At 62.8% G+C, this 23691-nt stretch carries 27 protein-coding genes; 22 read left to right on the top strand and 5 right to left on the bottom strand.

What is annotated here, in order from left to right:
• Nucleotides 1–2: 2 nt before the first annotated feature.
• On the bottom strand, nt 3–863 hold the full coding sequence (locus tag R5H30_RS19890; RefSeq protein WP_318330406.1) for an NAD(P)-dependent oxidoreductase: 861 nt from the start codon (nt 861–863) through the stop codon (nt 3–5).
• On the bottom strand, nt 860–1423 hold the full coding sequence (locus R5H30_RS19885; RefSeq protein ID WP_318330405.1) for a DinB family protein: 564 nt from the start codon (nt 1421–1423) through the stop codon (nt 860–862). Before R5H30_RS19885 ends, R5H30_RS19890 begins: the two co-directional genes overlap by 4 nt.
• A gap of 59 nt (nt 1424–1482) precedes the next feature.
• Here R5H30_RS19885 and R5H30_RS19880 point away from each other — a divergent pair, with 59 nt between their 5' ends.
• From R5H30_RS19880 to R5H30_RS19870, 3 genes are all read left to right on the top strand, one after another.
• Nucleotides 1483–2883: an aminotransferase-like domain-containing protein gene (locus tag R5H30_RS19880; RefSeq protein ID WP_318330404.1), complete on the top strand. Its 1401-nt coding sequence runs from the start codon at nt 1483–1485 to the stop codon at nt 2881–2883.
• A complete protein-coding gene (locus tag R5H30_RS19875) occupies nt 2880–3503 on the top strand; it encodes a LysE family translocator (protein ID WP_318330403.1) in 624 nt (207 codons plus the stop codon). Before R5H30_RS19880 ends, R5H30_RS19875 begins: the two co-directional genes overlap by 4 nt.
• Before the next feature lie 109 nt (nt 3504–3612).
• Nucleotides 3613–4068 carry a GNAT family N-acetyltransferase gene (locus tag R5H30_RS19870; RefSeq protein WP_318330402.1) on the top strand — a complete coding sequence of 152 codons (456 nt, stop codon included), beginning with the start codon at nt 3613–3615 and terminating at the stop codon, nt 4066–4068.
• Between the two features lie 359 nt (nt 4069–4427).
• Here R5H30_RS19870 and R5H30_RS19865 read toward each other — a convergent pair whose 3' ends face one another.
• Nucleotides 4428–5423, bottom strand: a complete 996-nt coding sequence (locus R5H30_RS19865; protein WP_318330401.1) for a helix-turn-helix domain-containing protein — start codon at nt 5421–5423, stop codon at nt 4428–4430.
• Nucleotides 5424–5638: 215 nt separating this feature from the next.
• On the opposite strand from R5H30_RS19865, the gene R5H30_RS19860 reads away from it, so the two are divergent.
• From R5H30_RS19860 to R5H30_RS19830, 7 genes are all read left to right on the top strand, one after another.
• Nucleotides 5639–6097 carry a (2Fe-2S)-binding protein gene (locus R5H30_RS19860; protein ID WP_318330400.1) on the top strand — a complete coding sequence of 153 codons (459 nt, stop codon included), beginning with the start codon at nt 5639–5641 and terminating at the stop codon, nt 6095–6097.
• A gap of 3 nt (nt 6098–6100) precedes the next feature.
• The gene (locus tag R5H30_RS19855) at nt 6101–8344 is read left to right on the top strand and encodes a xanthine dehydrogenase family protein molybdopterin-binding subunit (RefSeq protein WP_318330398.1); all 2244 of its coding nucleotides are present in this window, start codon (nt 6101–6103) and stop codon (nt 8342–8344) included.
• Nucleotides 8341–8979, top strand: a complete 639-nt coding sequence (locus R5H30_RS19850) for a hypothetical protein (RefSeq protein WP_318330396.1) — start codon at nt 8341–8343, stop codon at nt 8977–8979. The genes R5H30_RS19855 and R5H30_RS19850 overlap by 4 nt, the downstream gene beginning before the upstream one ends.
• A gap of 97 nt (nt 8980–9076) precedes the next feature.
• Nucleotides 9077–9361, top strand: coding sequence for a hypothetical protein (locus tag R5H30_RS19845; protein WP_318330394.1), 285 nt, complete (start codon nt 9077–9079; stop codon nt 9359–9361).
• On the top strand, nt 9358–9897 hold the full coding sequence (locus R5H30_RS19840) for a hypothetical protein (protein WP_318330393.1): 540 nt from the start codon (nt 9358–9360) through the stop codon (nt 9895–9897). The genes R5H30_RS19845 and R5H30_RS19840 overlap by 4 nt, the downstream gene beginning before the upstream one ends.
• Nucleotides 9898–10013: 116 nt before the next feature.
• Complete coding sequence (locus R5H30_RS19835) at nt 10014–10253, top strand: hypothetical protein (RefSeq protein WP_318330392.1); 240 nt, start codon at nt 10014–10016, stop codon at nt 10251–10253.
• A gap of 18 nt (nt 10254–10271) precedes the next feature.
• A complete protein-coding gene (locus tag R5H30_RS19830) occupies nt 10272–10985 on the top strand; it encodes a hypothetical protein (RefSeq protein WP_318330391.1) in 714 nt (237 codons plus the stop codon).
• Nucleotides 10986–11057: 72 nt separating this feature from the next.
• Here R5H30_RS19830 and R5H30_RS19825 read toward each other — a convergent pair whose 3' ends face one another.
• On the bottom strand, nt 11058–12095 hold the full coding sequence (locus tag R5H30_RS19825) for a helix-turn-helix transcriptional regulator (RefSeq protein WP_318330390.1): 1038 nt from the start codon (nt 12093–12095) through the stop codon (nt 11058–11060).
• A 46-nt stretch (nt 12096–12141) separates the two neighbouring features.
• On the opposite strand from R5H30_RS19825, the gene R5H30_RS19820 reads away from it, so the two are divergent.
• The 9 genes from R5H30_RS19820 (at nt 12142) to R5H30_RS19780 (ending at nt 19848) form a co-directional block, all read left to right on the top strand.
• Nucleotides 12142–13422, top strand: coding sequence for an SMP-30/gluconolactonase/LRE family protein (locus R5H30_RS19820; protein WP_318330389.1), 1281 nt, complete (start codon nt 12142–12144; stop codon nt 13420–13422).
• Nucleotides 13423–13533: 111 nt separating this feature from the next.
• Nucleotides 13534–13992 (top strand): (2Fe-2S)-binding protein, encoded by a 459-nt coding sequence (locus R5H30_RS19815; protein WP_318330388.1) that lies wholly within the window; start codon nt 13534–13536, stop codon nt 13990–13992.
• 2 nt (nt 13993–13994) lie between these two features.
• The gene (locus R5H30_RS19810) at nt 13995–16247 is read left to right on the top strand and encodes a xanthine dehydrogenase family protein molybdopterin-binding subunit (protein ID WP_318330386.1); all 2253 of its coding nucleotides are present in this window, start codon (nt 13995–13997) and stop codon (nt 16245–16247) included.
• Between the two features lie 57 nt (nt 16248–16304).
• Nucleotides 16305–16862, top strand: coding sequence for a hypothetical protein (locus R5H30_RS19805; RefSeq protein WP_318330384.1), 558 nt, complete (start codon nt 16305–16307; stop codon nt 16860–16862).
• Nucleotides 16863–16895: 33 nt separating this feature from the next.
• A complete protein-coding gene (locus R5H30_RS19800) occupies nt 16896–17366 on the top strand; it encodes a cupin domain-containing protein (protein WP_318330383.1) in 471 nt (156 codons plus the stop codon).
• Nucleotides 17367–17418: 52 nt separating this feature from the next.
• Entirely contained in the window at nt 17419–17871 is a 453-nt protein-coding gene (locus R5H30_RS19795) for a cupin domain-containing protein (RefSeq protein ID WP_318330382.1), read from the top strand.
• Nucleotides 17872–18042: 171 nt separating this feature from the next.
• Nucleotides 18043–18462 carry a hypothetical protein gene (locus R5H30_RS19790; protein ID WP_318330381.1) on the top strand — a complete coding sequence of 140 codons (420 nt, stop codon included), beginning with the start codon at nt 18043–18045 and terminating at the stop codon, nt 18460–18462.
• A 29-nt stretch (nt 18463–18491) separates the two neighbouring features.
• A complete protein-coding gene (locus R5H30_RS19785; RefSeq protein ID WP_318330380.1) occupies nt 18492–19115 on the top strand; it encodes a hypothetical protein in 624 nt (207 codons plus the stop codon).
• Between the two features lie 49 nt (nt 19116–19164).
• Nucleotides 19165–19848: an NAD(P)-dependent oxidoreductase gene (locus R5H30_RS19780; protein WP_318330379.1), complete on the top strand. Its 684-nt coding sequence runs from the start codon at nt 19165–19167 to the stop codon at nt 19846–19848.
• A gap of 434 nt (nt 19849–20282) precedes the next feature.
• Here the strand turns inward: R5H30_RS19780 and R5H30_RS19775 are convergent, their stop codons facing one another.
• Nucleotides 20283–20558, bottom strand: coding sequence for a hypothetical protein (locus R5H30_RS19775; protein ID WP_318330378.1), 276 nt, complete (start codon nt 20556–20558; stop codon nt 20283–20285).
• Here R5H30_RS19775 and R5H30_RS19770 point away from each other — a divergent pair.
• The 3 genes from R5H30_RS19770 to repB all read left to right on the top strand — a co-directional run bounded on the left by R5H30_RS19770 (nt 20548) and on the right by repB (nt 23688).
• A complete protein-coding gene (locus R5H30_RS19770) occupies nt 20548–20703 on the top strand; it encodes a hypothetical protein (RefSeq protein ID WP_318330376.1) in 156 nt (51 codons plus the stop codon). The two genes, R5H30_RS19775 and R5H30_RS19770, sit on opposite strands and share 11 nt — an antisense overlap.
• Before the next feature lie 823 nt (nt 20704–21526).
• A complete protein-coding gene (gene repA, locus R5H30_RS19765) occupies nt 21527–22708 on the top strand; it encodes a plasmid partitioning protein RepA (protein WP_318330375.1) in 1182 nt (393 codons plus the stop codon).
• An 8-nt stretch (nt 22709–22716) separates the two neighbouring features.
• On the top strand, nt 22717–23688 hold the full coding sequence (repB, locus tag R5H30_RS19760; RefSeq protein ID WP_318330373.1) for a plasmid partitioning protein RepB: 972 nt from the start codon (nt 22717–22719) through the stop codon (nt 23686–23688).
• Nucleotides 23689–23691: the final 3 nt, after the last annotated feature.

Genomic DNA, 23691 nt, shown 5'->3' with positions numbered 1-23691 from the left:
TGTCACCGCAGCCTTTTCAGCAGACTCGATGTATCCAACCGCCCGCCACCGGCGCGCTGCACATCCGCATAAAATTGATCGATAAGAGTACCAACTGGAGCTGTTCCACCAAGGCGAGCGACTTCTTTCAATGCGATCGAAAGATCCTTGCGCATCCAGTCTACCGCAAAGCCGAATTCATATTCTCCAGCCTGCATCGTCTTCCAGCGGTTTGACATTTGCCAAGATCCGGCGGCGCCTTCGGCGATCGCTTCCATGACGGCGGGAATGTCCAGTCCGGCGCGTTCTGCCAAGGCCATGCCTTCAGCCAGCCCTTGGACAACACCCGCAATGCAAAGTTGATTGACCATTTTGGCAGTTTGCCCGGACCCGACATCTCCGATCCTGACGACCTTCCTCGCGAACACCTCGAGCACAGGTTGGACGATTTCAAATGCAGCGATCTCTCCGCCGACCATAACAGAGAGCTGGCCGGACTCGGCACCCGCTTGGCCACCGGAAACAGGAGCATCGAGATAGTGGCAGCTTTTATCGTTGAGCAGGTGAGAAAGCTCACGGGCTACGTCTGCAGAAGCGGTGGTACAATCAACGAAACACCCACCTTCCGAAAGTTCGGAAAACGCTCCATCGGGCCCGATGGTGGCTTCCCGAAGATCTTCATCTGCGCCAACACAGCTCAGAAAGATATCGGCGCCTATCGTCGCTTCCGCCGGGCTCGCAGCTTGCCTGCCGCCGTATTCTTCGACCCAATCTCTGGCTTTGGAGGGCGTTCGATTGAAAACTGTCACTGAATGACCTGCACGCGCCAAGTGCCCTGCCATCGGATAACCCATGACACCCAAACCAATCCATCCGATCTTCATGACGATGCATCCGCCCTCAACTCTACGACCATTTCAGGCCACACATCGCGGAGGAAGACGGTCAGGTCACTCGCTGCAGTCTTAGCCTTGAGCGGATAAAGAAGCGTACTGACAAAGCCTCTATGATACGTCGCATGATTGACTAGGTGGAGCAGGATATCCTCACGGGTCATTGCGCCCTGCCCACCCCCAACAAATGTGAACTCGATCGTTTCGGCCAGATCGCTGGTCGTCCAGTCCCTTGCACAGCGCACGTAGTAGCTGTTCATGGCGCGCAGCCGCGTTGCCACTTGTGGAAAGTCGAGAACACTGGCCCGATGCCGCGCATCATGGCCATGGGAGCGACCTTCCAGATGCGCCTGAAAGATCTCTCCGACGACCAGAGTATGATCGAACGTACCCGCAATCGACTTGAAGAGAGCATCGCGCGGCGCACTTACGGCGTCCTGTGGCAGCCTTTCGGCGGCGGAGAGCATCACATCGTCGGCCCACTCCATGTAGGCTGTCATGCGGTGACAAAGCGAAAGCGTAGGCATTGAATATTCTCCTTGATTTTCCATGAAATGAACTGTCCTAATGTTCCGATCAAGGTAATCATTGTACTCGGAGCAATTTTCGCTTGAAGCCCTATACCGAAATCGCAGATCGTATCGCGCTGCGGATCGCGACCGGAGAGTTGCCCCTGGGTGCGCGCCTGCCCCCGCAGCGTGACTTTGCCCACACCGAAGGCATCGCCGTCTCGACCGCCAGCCGCGTCTACGAAGAGTTGCGCCGCAGAGGTCTCGTCGTGGGAGAAGTCGGGCGCGGCACCTTTGTCGCAAACCGGTTCCGGCCTCTCGATCCTGCCTTGCAAGAGCCTTCGGGCCGCGGCATCGATCTGGACATCGTCTTCAGGTTAAGCGCGGAGGGGCGAGACCGTATCGCCGCATCGACAGCGCGCTTTTTCCGCCAAGGATTGGAACAATCCGCAGTTGCACCATCTTCGGCGTCGACCGAGCCTTCGGTAGCGTCGGTCTTCGCCGAGACTGTCGGCTCTACCGAGCACCCTGTTTCTCCCAACTCGCTCGTCCTCGTCGGGAACGGCAAGCAAGCAATCTCGACCTGCCTGGCCGCTCTGGCCCCTCGCGGTGGGCGCATCGGCGTCGAGACGATGACTTATCCTTATGTGAGTGCTGCCGCCCGCCAACTCGGCATCGATCTCGTCCCCCTTTCAATGGACGCCGAAGGGGTGACGCCGGTCGCCCTGGATCGTGCGGCGCAGACGGGACTACAGGGCGTTTATCTCCAGCCGACGTTGCAAAGTCCCCTCGTCCTGACGATGTCGGAGGACCGCAAGCAGCGCATCGCCGACGTGCTGAAACGCCATCGGCTCAGTGCGATCGAGGACCGGATCTACAGCTTTCTGAAGCCAAACAAGCCGTTGTCCTCGTATGCGCCCGAACACGTCATTCGCATCGACAGCCTTTCAAAGAGGCTGATGCCAGGTCTTTCCTTGGGGGTCATCGCGCCACCAGAGCCGATGGCTGATGCGATCCGGCGCGCGGCAAGATCCGGCGGCTGGATGGCGCAGAGCCTCGCCGTTCAACTCGCCCGGCATTGGATCGAGGACGGAACGGTCGCCTCCGTCGAGAAGATCAAGCGGCAAGAGGCGCGCCAGATGTTCGACGTCGCAAGAAGGACGCTCGCGGGTCTCTACTTCTCCGGCGCACCGGAAGCACTGCACGGATGGCTCACCCTTCCAAAAGGCTGGCGCAGCGAAGCCTTTGCAGCAGCCTGCGCCGAAATCGGCATCGCCGTAGCACCAGGGAGTGCTTTCGCAGTGGTCCCTGGTGCGGCCCCGTCGGGGGTCAGAATTGCCTTCTCAGCAAACGACCTGACGATCTGGACCCATGCCCTGAGAGAAGTTGCGCGCATTGCAAAGAGCGCGCCTACAGAACTGGCGCAAGTCTTCTCCCCTGCCAGCGTCGTGGCCAGCACAGCCGCAGAAAGAAGACCCCGTTCCGACCGGAGGCCCAGATGATCGGAGACATCAATCTTGCTCTGATCCTGCTGGCGCATCTTGCTGCCAGCGCAAGTCCGGGACCCGCGACACTTGCGATCGCAGGCACATCGATGGCGCGGGGTCGCCCCTCCGGGCTCCTGCTCGCCTCCGGCATCGTGATCGGATCACTTACCTGGTCCCTGGCGGCCGCTTTTGGCCTAGGTGCCATCATGCTGTCGCACGGCTGGGTTCTCGAGGTTATCCGCTATGCCGGGACGGCCTATCTCTTCTTTCTTGCATGGAAAGCCGCACGTTCCGCGATGGCGCAGAAGACAATCGCGCCACGGTCTATCGGAGGCCGACCAAGCCGCCTGATCCTTCGGGGTGCGGCGCTGCATATTACCAATCCGAAATCTATCCTATTCTTCGGCGCCCTCTACGCACTTGGCCTGCCTTCCGACGCGAGCCATGCGCAGCTTGCCTTGGTCGTGATAGCCGTCGGAATTCAGAGCATGGTCGTATTCTTCGGCTATGCTCTGTTGTTTTCGACATCGTCGATCACACGTGCCTATGTTGCGGGCCGCCGTTGGTTCGAAGGTGCGTTCGCCGTTGGCTTTACGGCAGCTGGCATGAAAATCCTCACCACAAGGCTTCAGTGAATTCTGCACCTCGATTGGACGACATGACTCGACACCTGGCCCTGCACATGTCTTCGGGAATAGCAAACAGGACAGTAGAAATTTTAGCGAGCGCCAAGAGAGAAATGCGATGAGTGATAGGATTGTACGTTTTAGGCGCATCCAGCTGGCAGAATACACCGATATCGGTGCGAGACTGCTTATTGCATGCTACAGACCGCCGCCCTGGAACGAGGAATGGTCGCCAAAACTCGCCATGCAACGGCTGAACGAGCTAAGTAGCACTCCGAGTTGTTTGTCGATCGGTGCCTTCCATGAGAATAGTCTTGTCGGATTTGCGGCCGGCGTGCCGCATACAGGCGCACAAGGAACTTCACTTTATCTATCAGAGATCGTTGTCGAACCGCAGTTTCAAAACGCAGGTGTCGGCGCGAGCCTGTTGCTGAGCTTCGAACGATTGGCGAAGGAGCTGGGATACGAGTCTATTTGGCTGGTTACAGCTCGGGCTGAGTCGACGATTCGTTTCTATTATAATCGCCAGTATCAAGAGCCGGAGACGCTTTTGGTTTTGGCGCGCACGATTTGAGTGCTTCCAGCTGGCGAGTTTCATACGCTCAGCGGCTCGGACATCTGGGCAGGTTGAACCAGAACGCCACTCTGAGCCAAAGGAGATGTATGCTGTGTTTCGCCTGAAGCTCTGGAAAGCTGTACCATAGCTAAGCTGAATCAAGAGCCGACTGAATCGGAACCATGCAACAGTCTTGTAGCGCGCAGGTAACTAGACGATGCCAAATCTGGTTGTTTAGATGCCCGTGGAAGACGGCGCTTCCGAGGATAGCAACTTGGTCTGCCGTTCCGCCGCGAGGTGATCGCCGAATTCAAAGTGCCGAGCTGATGCGCGAGGTTCTGCTCTCGGCCGATGCGCTCGCCGCAATCACTTCGAACCTACTCCGTATCTCCGGTCCGCGTCGGCTTGTGCGTCAGCGTCTCGCGAAAGGCAACAGGCGCTTGGCCCGTCCACCTGCGGAAGCTTCTCGAAAAGCTGTTGGCGTCTCGGTAGGCCAGAATGCTTGCGATCTCATCGGCGCGCAGGGTGGTCTTGGTGAGATAACGGATCGCCATGTCGCGCCGCGTGGCGTCGAGGAGCGCCTGATATGACGTCCCCTCTTCGCGCAATCGCCGCTGGAGCGTGCTGCGGCTAATTCCCAGGGCCAGGGCTACATCCTCGGCTCCTGTGCGCCCCGAGGGCATCAGATCGACCAAGGCTCCCCGAACTCGTTCGGCGACCGGCCAACGGTCGTTCTGTGCCCCCAGCTGAAGCCTGAGGTCGGCCTCGATATCGGCCCAGAGGGCAGCGTTCTCGGAGACGAACCGGCGCTTGGCATCCTCGGGCGCAAACGCCACGTAGGCGGCATGCGACCGCTCTGGCATGGCACCGAGATGACCGGCGATCATGTGCCGATCCTCCTCCGACCCGTCGAAACCGGCGGCGACGGCGCAGACTGGTTGGGCGGTCGCGCCGCGAATGTTCTCCACCGCGGTAACCAGTTGGAGTGCGCCGAGGCTCGGCGGCATGGGTACGCGGGCATCGACGCTGTCGAATTCCAGTCGCAACAGCCCGCCATCCCAGAACACTCGCATCAGCGTCGGGCCGAGCAGCGACTTGAATTGCGCTAAACGCATCAGGCCAGTTTCCATGTCCGGCGCGCAGGACAACGTGAAAAAAACCGGGATCACCGGTCCGCGCGAGATCGCAACACCGAGGTGGGGCACATAGTCGGGGCGTGGCGACAGCACCTCCATCGTGTTCCAGCAGTCAAAATACTGCTGCACCGTCCCGCGCACCTCGCTCCGCCCGTAGGGAAGCGTGCCAAGTCCCGCAGTCTCGAGCATCACCTGCGGATCCACGCCAAGGATCCGGCATACCACGTCGGTCGCCATGAACAGGGAATAGGTCTGTGAATTATCCATGCGTGCAAGCCTTCAAATGCCTTGCCTCGATGCCACGTGCGGGTGGGCAGGACCAGCGCCTGAATAGCGCCTGACCCGATTTGCATGCGCCTGACCACATATGCATATCGCCGCAGTGCGCTGTCGGGCCTAGCGTGGAGTGATCGATACGCCAGGTCTCGTCCACCAGCCGACCGGAGAAAGCCATGGACCTTACGATAAACGGCACCAGTCACACGGTTGACCTGCCGGACGACATGCCGCTGCTGTGGGCGCTGCGGGACGGTCTGAACATCACCAGCGTCAAATACGGATGTGGCATTGCTCAGTGCGGGGCCTGCACGGTGCATATCGGCGGCGAAGCCGTGCGCTCCTGCCAGGTCGCTCTGGCCGATGTCTGGGGCGAGATCACCACGATCGAGGGGCTGGGCACCCCCGATGCGCTGCATGTCATCCAAGCGGCCTGGATCGACCATCAGGTGGCGCAATGCGGATACTGCCAATCGGGGCAGATCATGCAGGCGGCCGATCTTCTGGCGCGCAATGGGGAACCGACCGACGAGGATATCGACGCCGCGATGTCGGGCAACCTGTGCCGCTGCGGGACCTATCCGCGCATCCGCGCCGCCGTCCACGCTGCGGCCCGCGCGATGCGGGAGGCCTGAGCCATGGGACGTGCCAGAACCATCGCCCGCCGAACCTTTCTGATCGGATCGGCCGCCATTCTCGGCGGGGTCGCCTTCGGGGCTTACTTCGTCAGCCGCCCGACCCCCAACCCCTTGCTGAACGATCTGGCGCAGGGCGAGGCTGCGCTTACCCCCTTCGTCAAGATCACGCCGGACGGGATCACACTGATCGTGCCGCGCGCTGACGTGGGCCAGGGCATCGCCTCGACCCAGGCCATGCTGATCGCCGAGGAGCTTGATATCGACCCAAGCACTGCGACGCTCGACCCCGGACAGCCGCATCAGGCCTATTTCAATGCTGTCGTCGCCGCGGAAAGCCTACCTTTTCCTGCATGGGACCACGGTTTCGTGGCCAGCACGGTGCGCGACCTGATGGGCCAGGTCGCGCGGCTGACCAGTTCGCAGTTCACCGGTGGATCGTCGTCGGTCGCCGACCTGCACGAAACCCTGCGCCTTGCTGGCGCGACCGCCCGAGAGACGCTCAAGGCCGCCGCTTCGGCGCGCATGGGCGTGCCGACGGCGGACCTGCGGACCGAGGACGGGCAAGTCGTGCTGCCAGACGGCACGCGCATTCCTTACACGGAGCTTGGCGCCGAGGCGGCGGCGATAGACCCCATCACCGACGTGACGCTCCGCCCCGCCTCAGCGTGGACGCATTTGGGCAAGCCCTACCGACGGCTCGACATCGTCGCGAAATCGACCGGGACCCAGGCCTATGGCATCGACGTGGTCCTGCCCGGCATGCTCTACGCCACTGTCCGCGCCAACCCCGGGCGCGGCGGCGCCATGGCAAGCTACTCCGCCGATGCCACGCTGGCGATGCAGGGCGTGCGGTCGGTCGTCGAGGTGGACGAGGGGCTGGCGGTCATCGCCGACAACACCTGGTTCGCGTTTCAGGCGGCGCAGGCGTTGGAGGTCGAGTGGCTGCCCCCCGACTATCCCGCCAGCTCTACCGAAATGTGGCAGGCCCTGAGCGATGCGCGCACCGATGAGTTCCGCAACAGCCGCCTGCGCGACGACGGCGATGTCGAGGCGGCGCTGGACGGTGCCACAGTGATCGAGGCGGAATACCGATCGCCCTTCCTCGCCCATGCCGCGCTCGAGCCGCTTTGCGCTACGGTGCTGGTAGAGACGGACAGGGTGCAGATCTGGACCGCGACCCAGATCCCCGCCGTGGTGCGCGACGCAGCGGTCGCGCTGACCGGCCTCGATGCCTCGCAGGTCACCGTCCATGTCCTGCCTGCGGGCGGCAGCTTCGGCCGCAGGCTCGACCACGACTACGTGGTGCAAGCGATCCAGATCGCCGCCACCATGCCCGGCACGGCCGTAAAGACCACCTGGAGCCGGGAGGAGGACATGACCCACGACTTTCCCCGGCCGCTGCACATGGCCGTGGGTCGCGGCGCGGTGGGCGATGGGCGAGTGCAGGCGTTCGATGTGGATATCGTCAGCCCCTCGCTCATCTCATCGTGGTTCGGGCGCATCTTCATCGTTCCGCCGGGGCCCGACACGATGCTGGTCTGGGGCGCCTTCGACCAGCCCTACGCTATCCCCAACTATCGGGTGACGGGCTATGCCGCTCCGCCTATGATGCCGGTCGGGTCCTGGCGATCGCCGGGGGCCTGCTCCAACAGCTTCTTCCACGAAAGCTTTCTGTCCGAACTGATCCACGCCGCCGGCGCCGACCCGCTGGAGGAACGGCTGCGCCTGATCGCCGACCCCGACAGCCGCCGCGTGCTGGAAGCCGTGGGCGAGATGTCGAACTGGGCGGGCGCCGATATCGGGCCGGGGCGCGGACGCGGCATCGCTTTCGCCCATACCCATGGCGTGCCCGTGGCCGAGGTCATCGACGTGACCATGACCGACCGGGGCATCCGCATCGACGAGGTCTGGATCGCTGCCGACTGCGGCACCGTCTTCGATCCCGTCAACGCCGAGGCACAATTGACCGGTGCCGCCATCTTCGGCCTCGGGCACGCGATGAATTGCGAATTGACCTACGAGAACCACACGGTGCAGCAGACCAACTTCCATGCCTTCGAGGGGATGCGCCTGCACCAGACTCCGCGCTTCAACACGCGGCTGCTGGGGCTTGCCGAACGGGTGCGCGGACTGGGCGAACCGGCCACCGCACCTGCGGCCCCGGCACTTGCCGATGCGATCTTCGCCGCAACCGGCCAGCGTCCACGCGAGATGCCCTTCAACAAATCGGTGGATTTCGCATGAGGCCCCCCATTCGCCTTGCCCTGATCGTCGCGGCCAGTCTCGCGATTGGAACCCTCGCCTTTGCCGAAGACGAACACGGCCTCGACCTTTCCGCGCTGCCGGAGGTCGGGACCGTCCCGACCGAGGACGGGCTGGCCGCCTGGAACAATATCCACACGGTGCTGTCGCACCCCCGCTGCCTCAACTGCCATGTGGGGGCGGACAACCTTCCTCTTTGGGGCACCGTGGAGGCGCCCGAGCAGATCCACGGCATGGCGATCAATGCAGGCGAAAGCCGGATCGGGGCCGAGACCCTGTCCTGCAACGCCTGCCACCAGACCTCAACGCGGCCGAACAGCGTGCCGCGCGCGCCTCCGCATACCGGCATGGACTGGCGGCTGGCACCGGTCGAATTCCAGTGGACCGACCGCAGCAGCGCCGAGATCTGCGCCCAGATGCGCGACCCGGCGCGTAATGGCGGACGCGACGCGGCCGGACTGGTTGAACACATCCTGCACGATGCCGAATTGATCGGCTTCATCACCTGGAGCTTCGATCCCGGCGCGGGCCGCGATCCAGCCCCGGGCAGCCTGCGGGCGCATCTGGAGGATATGGCCGTCTGGACAACCGCCGGGATGCCGTGTCCGGAGCAATGACGTCCACATTTGCGCCATCCCGAACCGCACGCAACAACCTGACCGCATACGATAATGCAGGACCATCCTGTCAAAGCCCATCTGAAAGGAGCCATCCATGACCACGACCGAATACCCCCGAGGCGCGACGGCGATGCGTGGCAAAGGGGCCTTCGTCGCCAGCTTGCAGCGGTCGTTCGGCAACTTCGAGACCTTCGAATACGCGAAGGAATTCGTCGGTGACGAGGGCCATGTGCTGGAGTTTCGCGGTAGCGTCGGCCATGCGGCCCTCACCGGCATGGACATCATCCGCCTGGATGCCGCGGGCAAGGTGAGTGACCCTGTCGTCATGGTTCGACCGGTGTCGGACATGAAGAAGTGCGGCGAAGAGGCCGCCCGATGATCCTCGGGCACGCGGCAACGACACTGGTAGCGAAACGCGCGGCCCCGGACATGCCTTGGTGGCTTCTTCTTGTCAGCGTTTTCCTCATCGACATCGCGATGTTCACCTTCGTGGCGCTTGGCATCGAAACCATGGAACCGACAGGTGCGGACGGGCCAACACTCGCCACCAACGTGACCCAGATGACTTTCAGTCACGATCTTGTTCCCCAGATCGGCTGGACGTTGCTGGCCGGTGCGATCGCTTTTGCGGTGACGAGGCAGCGCATGTTCGCGCTGATCGCTATGGCATTGTCACTAGGCCACTGGCTGGGCGACCTGGTCGCCGGCTACGGGCATCATGTGTTCGGGCCGGATAGCCATCCGATCGGAACCGACTGGTATCATCTGAACCTGCCCGCAGCGCTGACGTTCGAGGCGGCGCTTGGTGTCCTTTGCGTCCTTGTCTTCACACGCGGGAGAACCTTCTCGCCGGGCGCTCGGCTGGGGCTCTACGGTCTGTTCGGCGTTTTGCCCTTCGCCTTCCTCGTCATCTGACCTCAACTCCTAAATGGTTCAGCACATATCGGCGAACCACCCGAGCTTCGGAACCGGAGGTTCGGTCCTGCGTCGCAACCGCGGTGCGGATCGATCAGAACCAATACGATGGCCGCATGACAGCCCCGATCGTCGCTGACCTGCTTGAAACGCGCCGAACCTTTGGCGTCTGGACATTTGGCTTCACCTGGCAGTTCACCGGACTCAGCGACCTCTATGTCGCCGTGGAATTGCAGCTCATTTCTCCGGTCGGGACGGCACCATACTTCGTAATCCCGGTCGGCATCGTTCTGCATTCCACTTCGGCCGATTTGATTGCGCGAAATCGCCAAGCCTTTTTCATGCAGGCCGGTTAACGCAAGGAGAGACCGACAATGCTCGCAGGACACTACGCTACGGCCCTCGTTGCCGATCAGCATACCGAAAAAAACACGCTGTTCTTCTTTCTCGTCGCGAGCGCGGTGCCCGATCTTCTCTGGCATGCCTTCGCCCTCATCGGGCTCGAGCCGACCGGACCTGCGAACATCCTCGACATGACGCTCCAGAACCTCGACGTCGACATGACCTACAGCCATGACCTGATCCCGACGTTGATTTGGGCCCCGGTGTTCTATGGATTAGGGCTTTGGCTTTTCAAACGCCACAAGATCGCACTTCTGGGCGCGCTTCTGCTCATCGGACATACGGTTACGGACTATATGGCGGGATATCCCCATCACGTCTTCGGTCCCGAAACTCCGTCGATCGGATATGCGGCCTACAAGACCCAACCTCTTGTGGGTGTGGCCTGGGAGGCCGCTTTCTCCGCGGCATTCCTCTACCTGTTCTTCAGAACCGAGCGGCGACGCGGCGTCCATCGCTCGCGGGATAACATGGCCGCGATCATCGGGCTTTTCGCCGGTACCGTCATCTTCCTGACATTCGGCGTGGGCACATCCTACGGCGAGCGCTTTGGGCTCCCTGAAATCGACTCTGACCTGCTCGGCACCATCCCGAACCTGATGTTCGTCTACTGGGCCATGCTGTTTTATCTTTACTATTTCGTCCCCAAAGGCGTGACCAAGCCTGTTGCTGCGGACGTCAGATGACCTTTCGTGACGACCCGGCTGACACCAAGTGCTATCAGGAACGTGAAATGCAGCGATGCGGGTAACGCTCAGTCAGTCTTCCCCCCGGCGCACCGAACCAGGCGTCCGACCGGTCCACCCCTTGAAGGCCCGGTAGAATGCATTCGGGTCGCGGTAGGCCAGAAGGTTCGCCACCTGCTTCACGGGCATGTCGCTGTTGCGCAGATAGCGCAGGGCGAGCGTCTTTCGGGTCTCTTCCAACAGGCCCTGGAACGTCTCGCCGGTTGCTTGAAGCTCTCGCAGCAAACTGCTTCGGCTCTTTCCCAGGCGCTCGCAGACGAAGGCGATGGAGGGGTCGCCATCGGTGATCGCCTCGATCAGGCAGGACCTGACCCGATCCGCAAGCGGCGTGGACTTGTCCGACGCCGAGACAAGCGCCATCAGATCCGTTTCCATGGCGGCCCACAGCTCCGCGTTCTCGGAAACCAGCCTGCAGTCTGCATCCCGCACCGAATAAACCAGCTCGGGCTCGCCTTCCGTCGGTGCGACCCCGAACACCTCGGCGAGATCGCCCCGAGGATCGGAGGATGCCGGTAAACACACGGCTTCGGGGACAAGCGTCCTGGCCGTGCAAGACAGCGCCTTCTCGTGGAGGAAAGTCAGGATCGGACCGGCGATGCTCGCCGGAACACTTCCGTCGGGACGGAGGGGGACCAGCCTGATCCGAAGTGCATTGTCGTGCAGCCGGACCGACATGCCCATGGGCCCGAAGACATGCTTGAAGCGGGCAAAGCGTTCGAAACCGGTCTTCAGGTTCGGCGCGCAGGACAGTGCGAAGAAGACCGCGGACGTCGCCCCGTTTGCCAGCGCCCGACCGACGAACGCCGCAAAGTCAGGGCGGTGCCCAAGGCGAACCATGGTGTCCCAGAGAAGGAAGAAGTCGTCCTCGGCGACCAGAACCCCGTGCCCGGTGACGATGCGTTGAGGCAGCCCCGCCTCGGCGACGACTTTCGCAGGGTCAAGATCCAGCAACTTGCAAATCGCCCCCAGCAGGACAGCGGTCGAGAACTTGGGCTGTTGTATGGCTTCCAACCGCGAGACCTTTCCAGGGCGAAGATGGCCGATCCTCATTCGTGCCGGGCCGCGTGGCAAGTCATTTGAGACGATCCGCAAGCAATTGGGCCGTTCCGCAAGTTTTCTTCCCACCCGTCGGTTCCATAGGCTCCGTCACACAAACGGACGCATCCAGAAGAGCGCCGAGATCGGCCTGGAACAGCGGGGCCGTTGCCAGAACAGAGGCTTCTTCATGCAGCAGATCAATCAAGCCCGGAGATGGCCGAGATACGTCGCCATCTGCGTGGCCGGCGTCGTTGCGATCATGCTCGCCGGAGTGCTCGCCATCAAGCTCCTGTTCGGCATGGGCGCGACATACCCCGGCCTGTCAGGTGAACCGGCGTCACAGGCGATCGCGGAAATCGCCCTGCCCCTTCCCCCGGGGATGGTGGCCGTGGGTGCCGATGGGCGCGTATTCTTCACCTATCACCCTATACATCGTCCGCAGGACCACGTCGCGCACGTCCTTTTCGAGTGGCGTGACGGCGCAGCGCTCCCCATCGCACCGGATCTTGGAGAACGTCTGCACGACATCTTCGGCATAACCGTCGGACCAGACGGGAACATCTGGGCCGTCCGCCCCGGCAGCACGTCGGGCGAAGCGACCGAGGTGCTCGCCATCGACCCAGACAGCGGCACGATAGTCTTCGATTTCCGGTTTCCCGACGGCTCGTCACCCGGTGCGCAGGACCTGCGCGTCTCACCAGATGGCCGCACGGTATACCTCGCCGATACCGGCTTTCTTCGGCTCACGCCCGCAGCGCTCGTTGTGCTGGATGTCGAAACCCGCACGGTTCGACGCGTGCTGGAGGATCATCCCTCCACCGCGCCGCAGAACCGCACGATGACGTTGCCCGACGGCACGCCCTTCCGGCTGTTTCTCGGACTCGTCACCTTCCAGGTCGGCGTCGATGGGATCGCATTGTCGGCCGACGGGGAATGGCTTGTCTACAAGGCGATGACCCATGACACGGTCTACCGTGTGCCGACCGCCATCCTGCGCGACCCCGCGGCCACGCCCGACGTGGTGGCAGCCGCGGTTAAAACCCTCGGCAGCGCGCCGCCGAGCGACGGTATCGAGATGGATGGCTCGGGGAACGTGATCCTGACCGACGTGCAATCGGGCGGCCTGGCGCGCCTTGCGCCCGATGGACGTCTGACGACCCTGGTGCGCGTTCCCGGTGTCGACTGGGCCGACAGCGTGAGCGTCGCCCCGAACGGCGACGTCTGGTTCACCGACAGTCGGCTTGCCCGTTTCCTCGATACGTTCGCCCGTCCGGCGGCGTTGGAGGACATGCAAGCCGAGGCGCCGTTCTATATTTACAGGGTTCCCGCACCCGATTGACCGGCCCGCCGCGCAACTTGGGACGATCCGCAATTTAATGGGCCGAACTGCAAGTTGTCCGATCCAGTCAGATCGACACATGGTCATGGGAGAAGAAGACGGGGGTGGACCATGCAGCTTACGGTCAACGGAACATCGCATGAAGTGGACCTGCCTCAGGACACGCCGCTCCTTTGGGCGCTGCGGGATGGGCTCGGCATCACCGGTGTCAAATATGGCTGCGGGATTGCGCAATGCGGCGCCTGTACCGTCCATATCGACGGCGCGGCGGTCCGGTCCTGCCAGGTTGCCCTTGGCGATGTATGGGGCGAGGTGACGACCATCGAGGGGCTGGGTACACCGGATGCCCTTCACATCGTTCAGCGCGCGTGGATCGAGCACCAGGTCGCCCAATGCGGCTACTGCCAATCGGGACAGATCATGCAGGCGGTCGACCTGCTGGCGCGCAATCCCGAGCCGACGGATGCAGACATTGACGCCGTGATGAGCGGCAATCTCTGCCGCTGCGCGACGTACCCGCGCATTCGCGCCGCTATTCACTCCGCTGCCACCATGATGCGGGAGGTCTGAGAATGAGCCGAGTGGGCAGATACACCCGACGCGGCTTTCTGATCGCGTCGGCCGTCGTCGCGGGCGGCGTGGTCTTCGCCATCCGCGCCTACCTCGCAAACCTTGAGAACCCGCTGATCGCCTCCCTCGGTCCGGGCGAGACCGCACTTACGCCTTATATCAAGATCACCGCGGACGAGATCACCATCATCACGCCCCGCGCCGAGATGGGACAAGGCATTCAAACCACGCTTGCCGCACTGGTGGCCGAGGAACTGGATGTCGAGCTTGCCTATATCTCCATCGACCATGGCCCACCCTCCGCGGCCTATTTCAACGGTGGCGTGGTCGAGGAAGGCTACCCTTTCCCCGCGACGGACCAGAGCGCTCTCGCGGATTTCGCACGGGCTCAGCGCGACATACCGGCCGTGTTCCTGGCTTACCAGATCACCGGCGGCTCGACCTCCACCCATGACGCCTACGAGAAGATGCGACACGCCGGTGCCGTGGCGCGCGAGACGCTGAAGGCCGCCGCCTCGGCCCGGACCGGCGTGCCGGTCGCCCAACTCGGCACCGGGGCGGGTGCGGTCGTGCTGCCCGACGGAACGCGCATCGCCTACATTGAGCTCGCCGCCGAGGCGGCTTCGGTCGAACTGGCCGACGCACCGCCACTCCGATCGAAAAGTGAATGGCGCATCCTCGGGAAGTCGCAGGACCGTCTGGACGTCATCGCCAAGTCTACGGGCCGGGCGATCTATGCCAGCGACATCCGTCTGCCCGATATGCGTTTCGCCGTGATCCGGCGCACGCCCTACCCCGGCGGCACGCTCCGCAGCCTGAATGCCACTGACGCCCTTGCTCTGCCGGGCGTGGACGCCGTGCTCGACATCGGCACTGCCGTGGTCGCCGTTGCCAACACCACCTGGGCTGCGATGCGGGCGCTCGACGCCGTCGTGGCGGAATGGACGCCGCCGACCTATCCGGCCGAGACGGAGGGCCATTTCGATGCCATCGCCGCGTCCTTCACGCCCGACCATCTCGACAGCCGGCAGCGGGACGATGGCGATGTCGAGGCGGCGTTGAGTGGTGGCGAGGTGATCGAGGCCGAATACCGCGTCCCCTACCTCGCCCATGCCACGATGGAGCCGATGTCGGCGGCGGCGTTGTTTCAGGACGGCCGCCTGCACGTCTGGTCCGGCACGCAAGGTCCGACCGTCGCCCGGCGCGAAGCGGCGAAGGCGGCGGGGATCGACGAAGTCGCCGTGACCATCACGACGACGCTTCTGGGCGGCGGCTTCGGGCGGCGCGGCGAAATGGACTTCGTCCAGAACGCCGCGAAGGTCGCGGTGCAGATGGAAGGCACGCCCGTGCTGCTGACCTATAGCCGCGAGGATGACATGGCAGGCGGCACTTGGCGGCCGGCCGCAATCGGCCGGTTTCGGGCCAGTGTCCACGACGGGTTGCCGGTGGCGGTGGATATCTCCACCGCCTGCCCCTCGATCCTGTCCGGCATAAACGGCCGGGGCGGCGCGCCTGCCTCCATCCCCGACTTCGTGCCGGACTTCACCATCGGTCAGGCGCTCTGGGATCAACCCTACGGGATCGAGAATTACCGCGTGTCGGCCTACAAGGTCGCCCCACTCCTGCCGGTCAGCTTCTGGCGGTCGGTGGGCGCGTCGCAGAACAGCTTCTTCCACGAATGCATGATGGATGAACTGGCCGTCGCCGCCGGGCGCGACCCGGTGGAGATGCGCCTCGACCTTCTCACCGACGCACCAAGCCGCCAAGTGCTGGAAGCTGTCGCCGAGATGGCCGATTGGGGCACGGCACCGGCGCGTGGCCGGGCGCGCGGCGTTTCCTTTGCACTGGTCTTCGGCGCGCCCTCGGCCCAGATCGTGGAGGTCGAACAGGCGGAGCGCGGTCTCAGGATCACCCACGCCTGGGTCGCGGCCGATGTCGGCACCGCGCTCGATCCGCGCAATCTCGACGCGCAACTGATCTCCGGCGTCAACTTCGGCCTGAGTGCGGCCATCGGCGAGAAAATCACCGTGTCCGAAGGCCGGATCGAGCAGTCCAATTACCACGATTACCCGGCGCTCCGCATGTACCAGGCCCCGCAGGTCACGACACGCATTCTGGAGAACCAGACGCACATTCGCGGCATCGGCGAGATCGGCACACCCGCCGCGGCGCCCGCGCTCGCCAACGCCGTCTTCGCCCTGACCGGTCAAAGGATCAGGACCCTGCCCCTCGGCGATAGCATCGCCTTCGCCTGATGCGCGGGTGTCGCCTCGGGTTTCTGCCATACACATCAACGTATCGAGACCCAGCAAATGACCGACGCCAGCTTCCACCCTCCCGAGACGCGCGACCGCCTGGATATGATCACGCTCTTGTCGAGCAGCGCCTTTGCCGGGGGGAACCTGTTCATCGGTCTGTCGATGGGCGCCTACTGGCTCAGCCTCGAAGCCAGCGTCTTCATGGAGACGTTCTTCGGCCAGTGGCTGCGGTTCCTGTTCACCATTATGCCGCTCTTGCTCCTGACGCTTTACGGGCTTGTCCGGTCGGCCCGGCTCGACGCGGGCGACCCGGCGCTGCGCAGGCTCTGGCGTCGGGCCATTCTGTGCTGGGTCGCCACATGCCTCATCACGCTGGTGCTTCACATGCCGCTGAACCTGCGGCTCGGCGCCGCGACGTTCTCCCCTGAGGAGGCCGCCGCGTCTAATCTCTACGGGCTCCTGAGCCTTTTCGGCAGCGTCACGCCCGAAACCGCGGGTTTCACCCGAGCCATCTGGCTGCTCGGTCACGTGCCCCGGATCGCGCTGGCCGTCGCCCTTTCGGTCTTTGCCATGCAGGCCGTTTTTCACCGGCGCACGAAGATCGCACGATAATTCTCTGAAATCACGTCAACAGGAGCTTTTGAAATGCACCCCGGAACATTCACACGAAACCGCAAAGGCACGCGTGTCTGCCTTCTTCTGGCCGCTTGCCTTGCCCAGACGGCACACGCACAGGATGCGCAGAGCCCCGAAGCGGGCATCCGCGTGCCGGCCGAAGAAACGGCGTTCGTCCCCTTTCCCGCCCCCGGCGTGCAAAGCGTGGCCCTCTATGGCGGGGTTGGCACCGGCCTGCCCACCGCGATGACCTCGCTCCTCGATCCCGCAAGTTATCAGGTCCTGCCGCATACCCACGAGAACGGGTACTGGGCGATGGTGGTGAAAGGCCGGATGCAGCATTGGGAATTGTCCGAACCGGACCGGGGCCCCGAGTTGCTTCCCGGGTCCTACTGGTTCCAGCCCGGTGGCGTGCCTCATGCCGAAGACTGCCTCGGCCCCGAAATCTGCCAGGTCTTCGTCGTCTTCGACGCGGCGGCGGACTTCACCCCCGTACAGTGACGAATTTTCACGGACGGGCCCTGCCCGCCCCTCAACTCAGGAGTTCCTTACAATGAACAGCAAATCCATCAAGACCGCCGCACTCGGCGTCGCGCTTCTGTTGGGCGCGGTCTTTCCTGCCATGGCGCAGGAACGTTTTCCCGACAATATGGTCCGCACCCCGTTCGAAGAGGCCCCTTTTGCGCCGCTCTTTCCCGGCGTCGAGGCCTACACGCTTTACGGCGGGTTCGAGCAGGGCATCCCCACGGCGATCCTGTCACGCACCGATCCCGGGCAGGCCATGGCCATTCCGCACACCCATACCGATGGCTACTGGGGCTTCGTTATCGCGGGCCGTCACCAGCACTGGGAAATGTCGGAACCCGACCAGGGCCCGATCCTGACCGCCGGGTCGAGCTGGTATCAGCCCGCCGACGTGCCCCATGCCGACCTCTGCGTTGGGCCGGAACCCTGCATCAACTTGGTCATCTTTGAAGAGCGCGCGGACTTTATCCCCGTTCAGTGATGTTTTCGAACCCGGTGCACGGAGGATCCGTCAGGTGCGCGACAAGACAGAAAGATATTGCGTGAGCGTCGGTAACGCAGCCATCTTGGCGGCGGCTACCGATGGAACGCACGTACTAATCCTCATCTCTGCGCTGTTTGCGGCGCTCGAATCTTCGGAAGGCCGATGCGCATGTCTCACCCGGTGAAATGGGCGATCACGCTCCTGATGGGCGCCACGATCTTCAGGGCGCAGACCATCCTCTTCTTGCCGGACTTGCAGATGTACGGCGGCCCGGCGCCTGACGGCTGGTTTGGCCCCTGGTTCAGCGACACGATCATCGGCTTTATCCTGCCGGTGATGCTGTATCTCTTCTGGACGAAGCGGGGCACGGGCGTCTGGGGTGTGCTCGTCGCCTACAACGCTGTCGGTGCCTTCGACTACTCGCAGGGCCTCATCACCCAGATTATCAGCCCGATGCCATTGGAAATGGCGTCTCCGGCCACGGTCTATCTTGGGATCGGCTTGTTCATGGTCTTCCAGCTGATCGCCCTGGGCCTTCTCTTCCGCCGTGATGTGATCGACGCGTTCACACTTGGGTCGCGCAAATGATCGGAACCCTGGAATCAATGAGCAAGATCATGCGACCCCTCCTTCTTCTGCTCACCCTTTACGGCTTCGCAACACTGGCCAGCGCACAGACGGGACCAGAGCTTGATACCTCGAGCCTGCCGGAGCCGGGATCGGTCGCTGAAGCCGAGGGTTTGGCCGCATGGGAACGGATCCATGCCGTCACCAGCCACCCTCGCTGTGTGAACTGTCATGTCGGCAGCGATAACGTCCCGCTCTGGGGCACCCTGTCGAAGCCGGACAGGCCCCACGGCATGGCCATTGTCGCGGGCGAAAGCCGGATCGGCGCCGAGGGGCTTTCGTGCAACGCCTGCCACCAGACATCAACCCGGCCCAACGACATCGCGTACGCCGCGCCGCATACTGGAATGGACTGGCAACTCGCCCCAATCGAGTTTCAGTGGGGCGACCGGACCAGTGCCGAAATCTGCGAGCAGATGCGGGACCCCGAGAGGAACGGCGGTCGCGACGCGGCCGATCTCGTCGAGCATATCCTGCACGATGCCGAGTTGATCGGGTTCATCACCTGGAGCTTCAACCCTGGTCCCGGGCGGGACCCGGCACCCGGCAGCCTCCAGTCCCATCTCGAGGATATGGCGATCTGGACCGCCGCCGGCATGCCCTGCCCCGACTGACCCCGCACTGACGTCCAGAGAACGCGCATCGCCAATTGAAGAGGTCTCGATGACCACCGAAACAAACGCCGAGATCGAAACGATCGCCGTCTTCGGAGCGACCGGAAAAACCGGCCGCCACGTCGTGAGGCATGCGCTGGACAGGGGCTACAAGGTTCGCGCGCTGGCCAGACGCCCGGAACAACTGGCCATTCCGGACGAAAGACTGACCGTCATCAAGGGCGATTTCGAAGACATCCCGGCGCTTGCGGACACCGTGAACGGAGCGGCCTATGTCATCTGCTGTGCAGGCGGGCCGTCGGGCAAGCACTACGAACCGGGCATGATGATCGCCTTCATCCGGCGTCTATGGCCTCTGCTGGACGCGCAACCGGTATTGCGGGTGTTCCTGTTCCAATCCGTGATCTTCGCCCCGGACACCGATGGGAAGTTGCCCACGTGGCTCAAGATCCTGGCACCCGCCGCGGCCTACCTGAGCGGGAACACCCAGATGCTGAAGGACAACACGGCGGTCACGCAATTCATCGGTGCAAGCTCACCCCGCAGCTTCAACACGATCGTCACGCGCCCCGGGGCCATCGCCGAGAAACCTGGAGGGGTAGCGCTCCGGGCCGATCAAAAAAATGGCAGCCTTTCGCCGATTACATTCGCTGATTTGGGCGCGTTCACTGTCGATTCGCTGAAGAACAGTTCCCTTTACGAAACTTGCCCCTTTATTGTTCCGGCAAGGTAGTCGCCTGCACCGGTTCGGATTCTGTACGGGTGCGATCTCCGAAAAATTAGCCATCGTGGTTTTGTTGGTGTTCATGCCCCGAGGGGATCTTATGCAGCTACCAAAGCCGGGGTCGTCCTTTTGGATGCGCACCGACCCAAACCCACTCTCGAAAAGACCGCGAATCAGCACGAAATTACGCGATCAGAGTATGAACATGTGCTGCACACGACACCCTGCAACCTGTTGAAATCCTGTCGCAATCTCCACCATCCATCACGGGAGCGGCATTGGGCGACTGTCAGGTCCGTGAGGTGTCCCTAGATTTTAGATTGCTTGCCACAAGGTTGTTAGGTTTGAACTGGCGTAATTGGCCTTCGCTGTAGGTTTCAAGGATGCGTGGTCGATTATCTGCTGCCCGCAACGGACCGAATTCGGTCTTGGAGTCCCCTGCCCTACTCATTCAGTTTTCGGCGAACTTTAAAGCGTTGATGTACCTCGCAAAGCTCCCTCGCAAACTGCGGCACCTCATTGCGGTTGAAATCTAGAACCCTGTGAGCTGTAGCATCGCGGACGATATTTCCTCCGAAGTGATCTTCATCGCCCCCCTGCCCTCCTTGTCGTGCAAGCCGGATATTGAGGTCAATTTCCTCCCATTTGGCTTCTCCGAGGCCTCTGGTGGCATCGGAGTGATTTCCGGAAAGGGCCTCGGCCAGCCACTTGATCAACATCCTCTGCGCGTTCCTAGGCCGCGATGCGCAAGAACAAGAGGTCATCGCCAATACCGGGCTGACGAAAACTGTGAAGGCGGAAAAACTGGCTCGGCTCTTTGCAAACACGACGACGCAGAAACTCATGGGCCGGACCACCGAGTAGAAAGACTAACTGGCGCAGGAGGTCACGGACTGCACCCGAGACTTCTGTTGGGGTGGCTCCTCGCCTTGCGTCGGCAAGGACTCCTTCTGCCGCCTCACGCCCAGTCTTGCCCGGCCCTGAATTGTCCGATCGCGCGAAATGAGGGCCGGCTACCTGCCCCGCTAAATACAGCGGAGATGCCCAACATCGCAGCCAGTTCGTGCGCCTGCGAAGCGGATATTGGCTCGGGAAGCCAAGATGCAGGCAGCGTTGCCCGGATACGGCGTTAGCGACTCGGAGGCATTGCCACTGACTGGGAGTCTGACTGCCCCCGATCTCGGCGTCAGGCTGCCGCTAGACCTCGTGCTGGCAGGGCGGTTCGTGTACTGCCGGAGACCTCGCGCAAGGCGCTGGGGCATCTCGAGCAGGCGGCGAGGTCTTGCGGCATGTCAGCCCAGGACGTTCGGGGCCCTGCCCTTCCTCGATACAGTCATTGAGGGCGTGACACTGGAGAACCTACGCTACGAGCGGTAGGTTCTTGAGCCAGGGATTGCTGCGGTAGAAGTCCGCTCCGCTGATGCCGCCAACGTGGCCCCGTTGCGGCATGCGCTGTCTGAATGCGCGGAGACAAAGACCGGGCGGCGTGAGAGAGCGCCGACGGCCTATCGGGCGCGGCCCAAGCGCTGTTAACAGCTGTTAACTGGCGCGAGCTGTCACTTTAGCTGGTATAGTGAACAACCCGAACACACAAATTGTGGATATTTTCCTTGACTTAGGCAGGTGAATCGCAACCTATCGAGTCAAGTTGCGCAAATAAGCGCATTCGAGCAGGAAAATGAAAACCATGTTCCAGACGGCACCGATCCGGGCGGCCTCTCAAACCGACCTTACGCGGGAGATGGCGGCGCGTCTACACACCGCGCTCACCACCCATCTCGAGCAGGCCTATGCCCCCGACCAGCGGAAGTATCTGAGACTATTCAGCGCCACAGAGACTGCTGATCTTCTCGGGGTGACCGGCCAGTTTCTGCGCAAGTGCCATAGTGACGGCACCCTGCCCGAGCCACAGGACATCCGGAACGGACGCCGCTTTTATTCCGCCGCCGAGATGCTGGCGGCGCGGCGCCTTCTAGAGGACGGGTCCCGCACGCCCGGCAAGTATCTGCCTGGGCGCCGTGGCGAGGATCGGCTACAGGTCATCCAGTTCATGAACTTCAAGGGCGGATCGGCGAAGTCGACCTCTGCCATCCATCTCTGCCACTACCTGGCGCTCAACGGCTATCGCGTCTTGGCGGTGGATCTCGATCCGCAAGGCAGCATGACCGGGTTCTGCGGCATCCAGACCGAGCTCGAGTTCGACGGAACCTCGGTCTACGATGCGCTGCGTTATGACGATCCGCTGCCGATGCGCGAGGCCATCGTGCAAACCTATTTCCCTGGCCTCGACCTGGCGCCTGCGAAGCTGGTGCTGAGCGAGTTCGAGACCGAGACCGCGGTGAATGCTGGTCGCGGCGTGGCGTTCTTCGAGCGATTGAGTGCGGCCCTGGCCACCGTCGAGCAGGACTACGATGTTGTGGTGATCGACAGCCCGCCGGCGCTCGGGTTCCTGACGCTGACCGGTCTCTACGCAGCGACCTCGGTGATTGTGCCGATGACGCCGAGCATGCTCGATCTCGCTTCGACCCAGCAGTTCATCGAAATGACCTCGGCCTATCTCGGGGTGATCGAGGAGACCGGGGTGCATCTCGACCATGATTTCTTCTCGTTTCTGATCACCCGCGACGATCCCTCGGACATTCCGAGCCAACAGATCGTCAGCCTCATGCGGGCGCTGTTCCAGGACCGCGTCGTCGGCGCGACGATGCTGCGCAGCACGGCGGTCGCGGATGCGGCGATGCTGAAGATGTCGATCTACGAGGTTGCCCGCGCCGAGATGACGCGATCGACCTATGACCGTGCCCGAGGCAGTACGGATGCGGTGGGCGTGGAGATCGCGTCGATGATCCAACGGGCGTGGGGGCGGTAGTCATGGCGATGGGTAAGAACAAGACCGGCATCATGGCGGCGATCAGTGCGGCGACAGAGGTCGCTGCCTCGCATACGGAGCCCCGCGATCGCGCGCAGCGCACCTTACCGAGAGGGACGATCGGGTCGGTCCGGGCGGGCCTCGGCGGCATCCAGGAGATCGATCCGGCGCTGATCCTCGCGTGGGGACCGCAAGACCGCCTGGGGGTCGAGTTAACAGCTGTTAACAGCGCCGAGGTGGACGAGCTTGCCGAGAGCATCGGCGCCTCCGGCCAGCAGGTGCCGGTGCTCCTGCGGCCGTCGAAGGAGAAGGACGGACATTTCGAAGTCATCTACGGACGGCGTCGGATCCTGGCCTGTCGGCAGCTCGGGATTCCGGTGAAAGCCCTGATCCGGACGCTCGATGATGCGGAAGCCCTCATGGCCAAGGGTCTCGAGAACGCCAGCCGGACCGATCTCAGCTACTACGAGAGGGCGCGATTTGCGCAGGCGATCCTGGAACAGGGCTATTCCCGCAGCGAGGTGTGCCAGGCGCTCGCCGTTAGCAAGGCCACGCTCTCGCAACTCGAACGGATCACCCGCCTGGTGCCGGACCCCGTAGGCGACCGGATCGGCGCGGCACCAGCGGCCGGTCGGCCGAAATGGATGTCGCTCGCAACCGGCTTCGAGAGCGGACGTCTCGACGAGGCCAAGGCCCTCAAGATCCTCGCCGCGCTTGGCGAGGGCGGCACGTCGGACGGACGTTTCGAGGCTGTCCTGTCGGAGGTGGCCCGTCGTGGCGCCCGGGACCGCGCGCAGCAGGAGCGCAGCCCGGTTGCAGGGGTGCAGATCAAGACCAGCAGGTCCTCGGTCACGATGTCCGTGGCGAAATCGGGGGCGCAGAAAGAGTTTGCAGAATGGTTGGACCAGAATCTCGACGGTCTGATCGCGGAGTCCTTCGAACGGTTCCAGGCAGAGAACCGCGGAGGCGAGGGCGGTTAGCAG

Source organism: Roseobacter sp. FCG-D35, assembly GCF_033436665.1.
Lineage (GTDB): Bacteria > Pseudomonadota > Alphaproteobacteria > Rhodobacterales > Rhodobacteraceae > JAWQFO01.
Note: the sequence above shows the minus strand (reverse complement) of the source record. Positions and strands in the feature narration are given on the sequence as shown.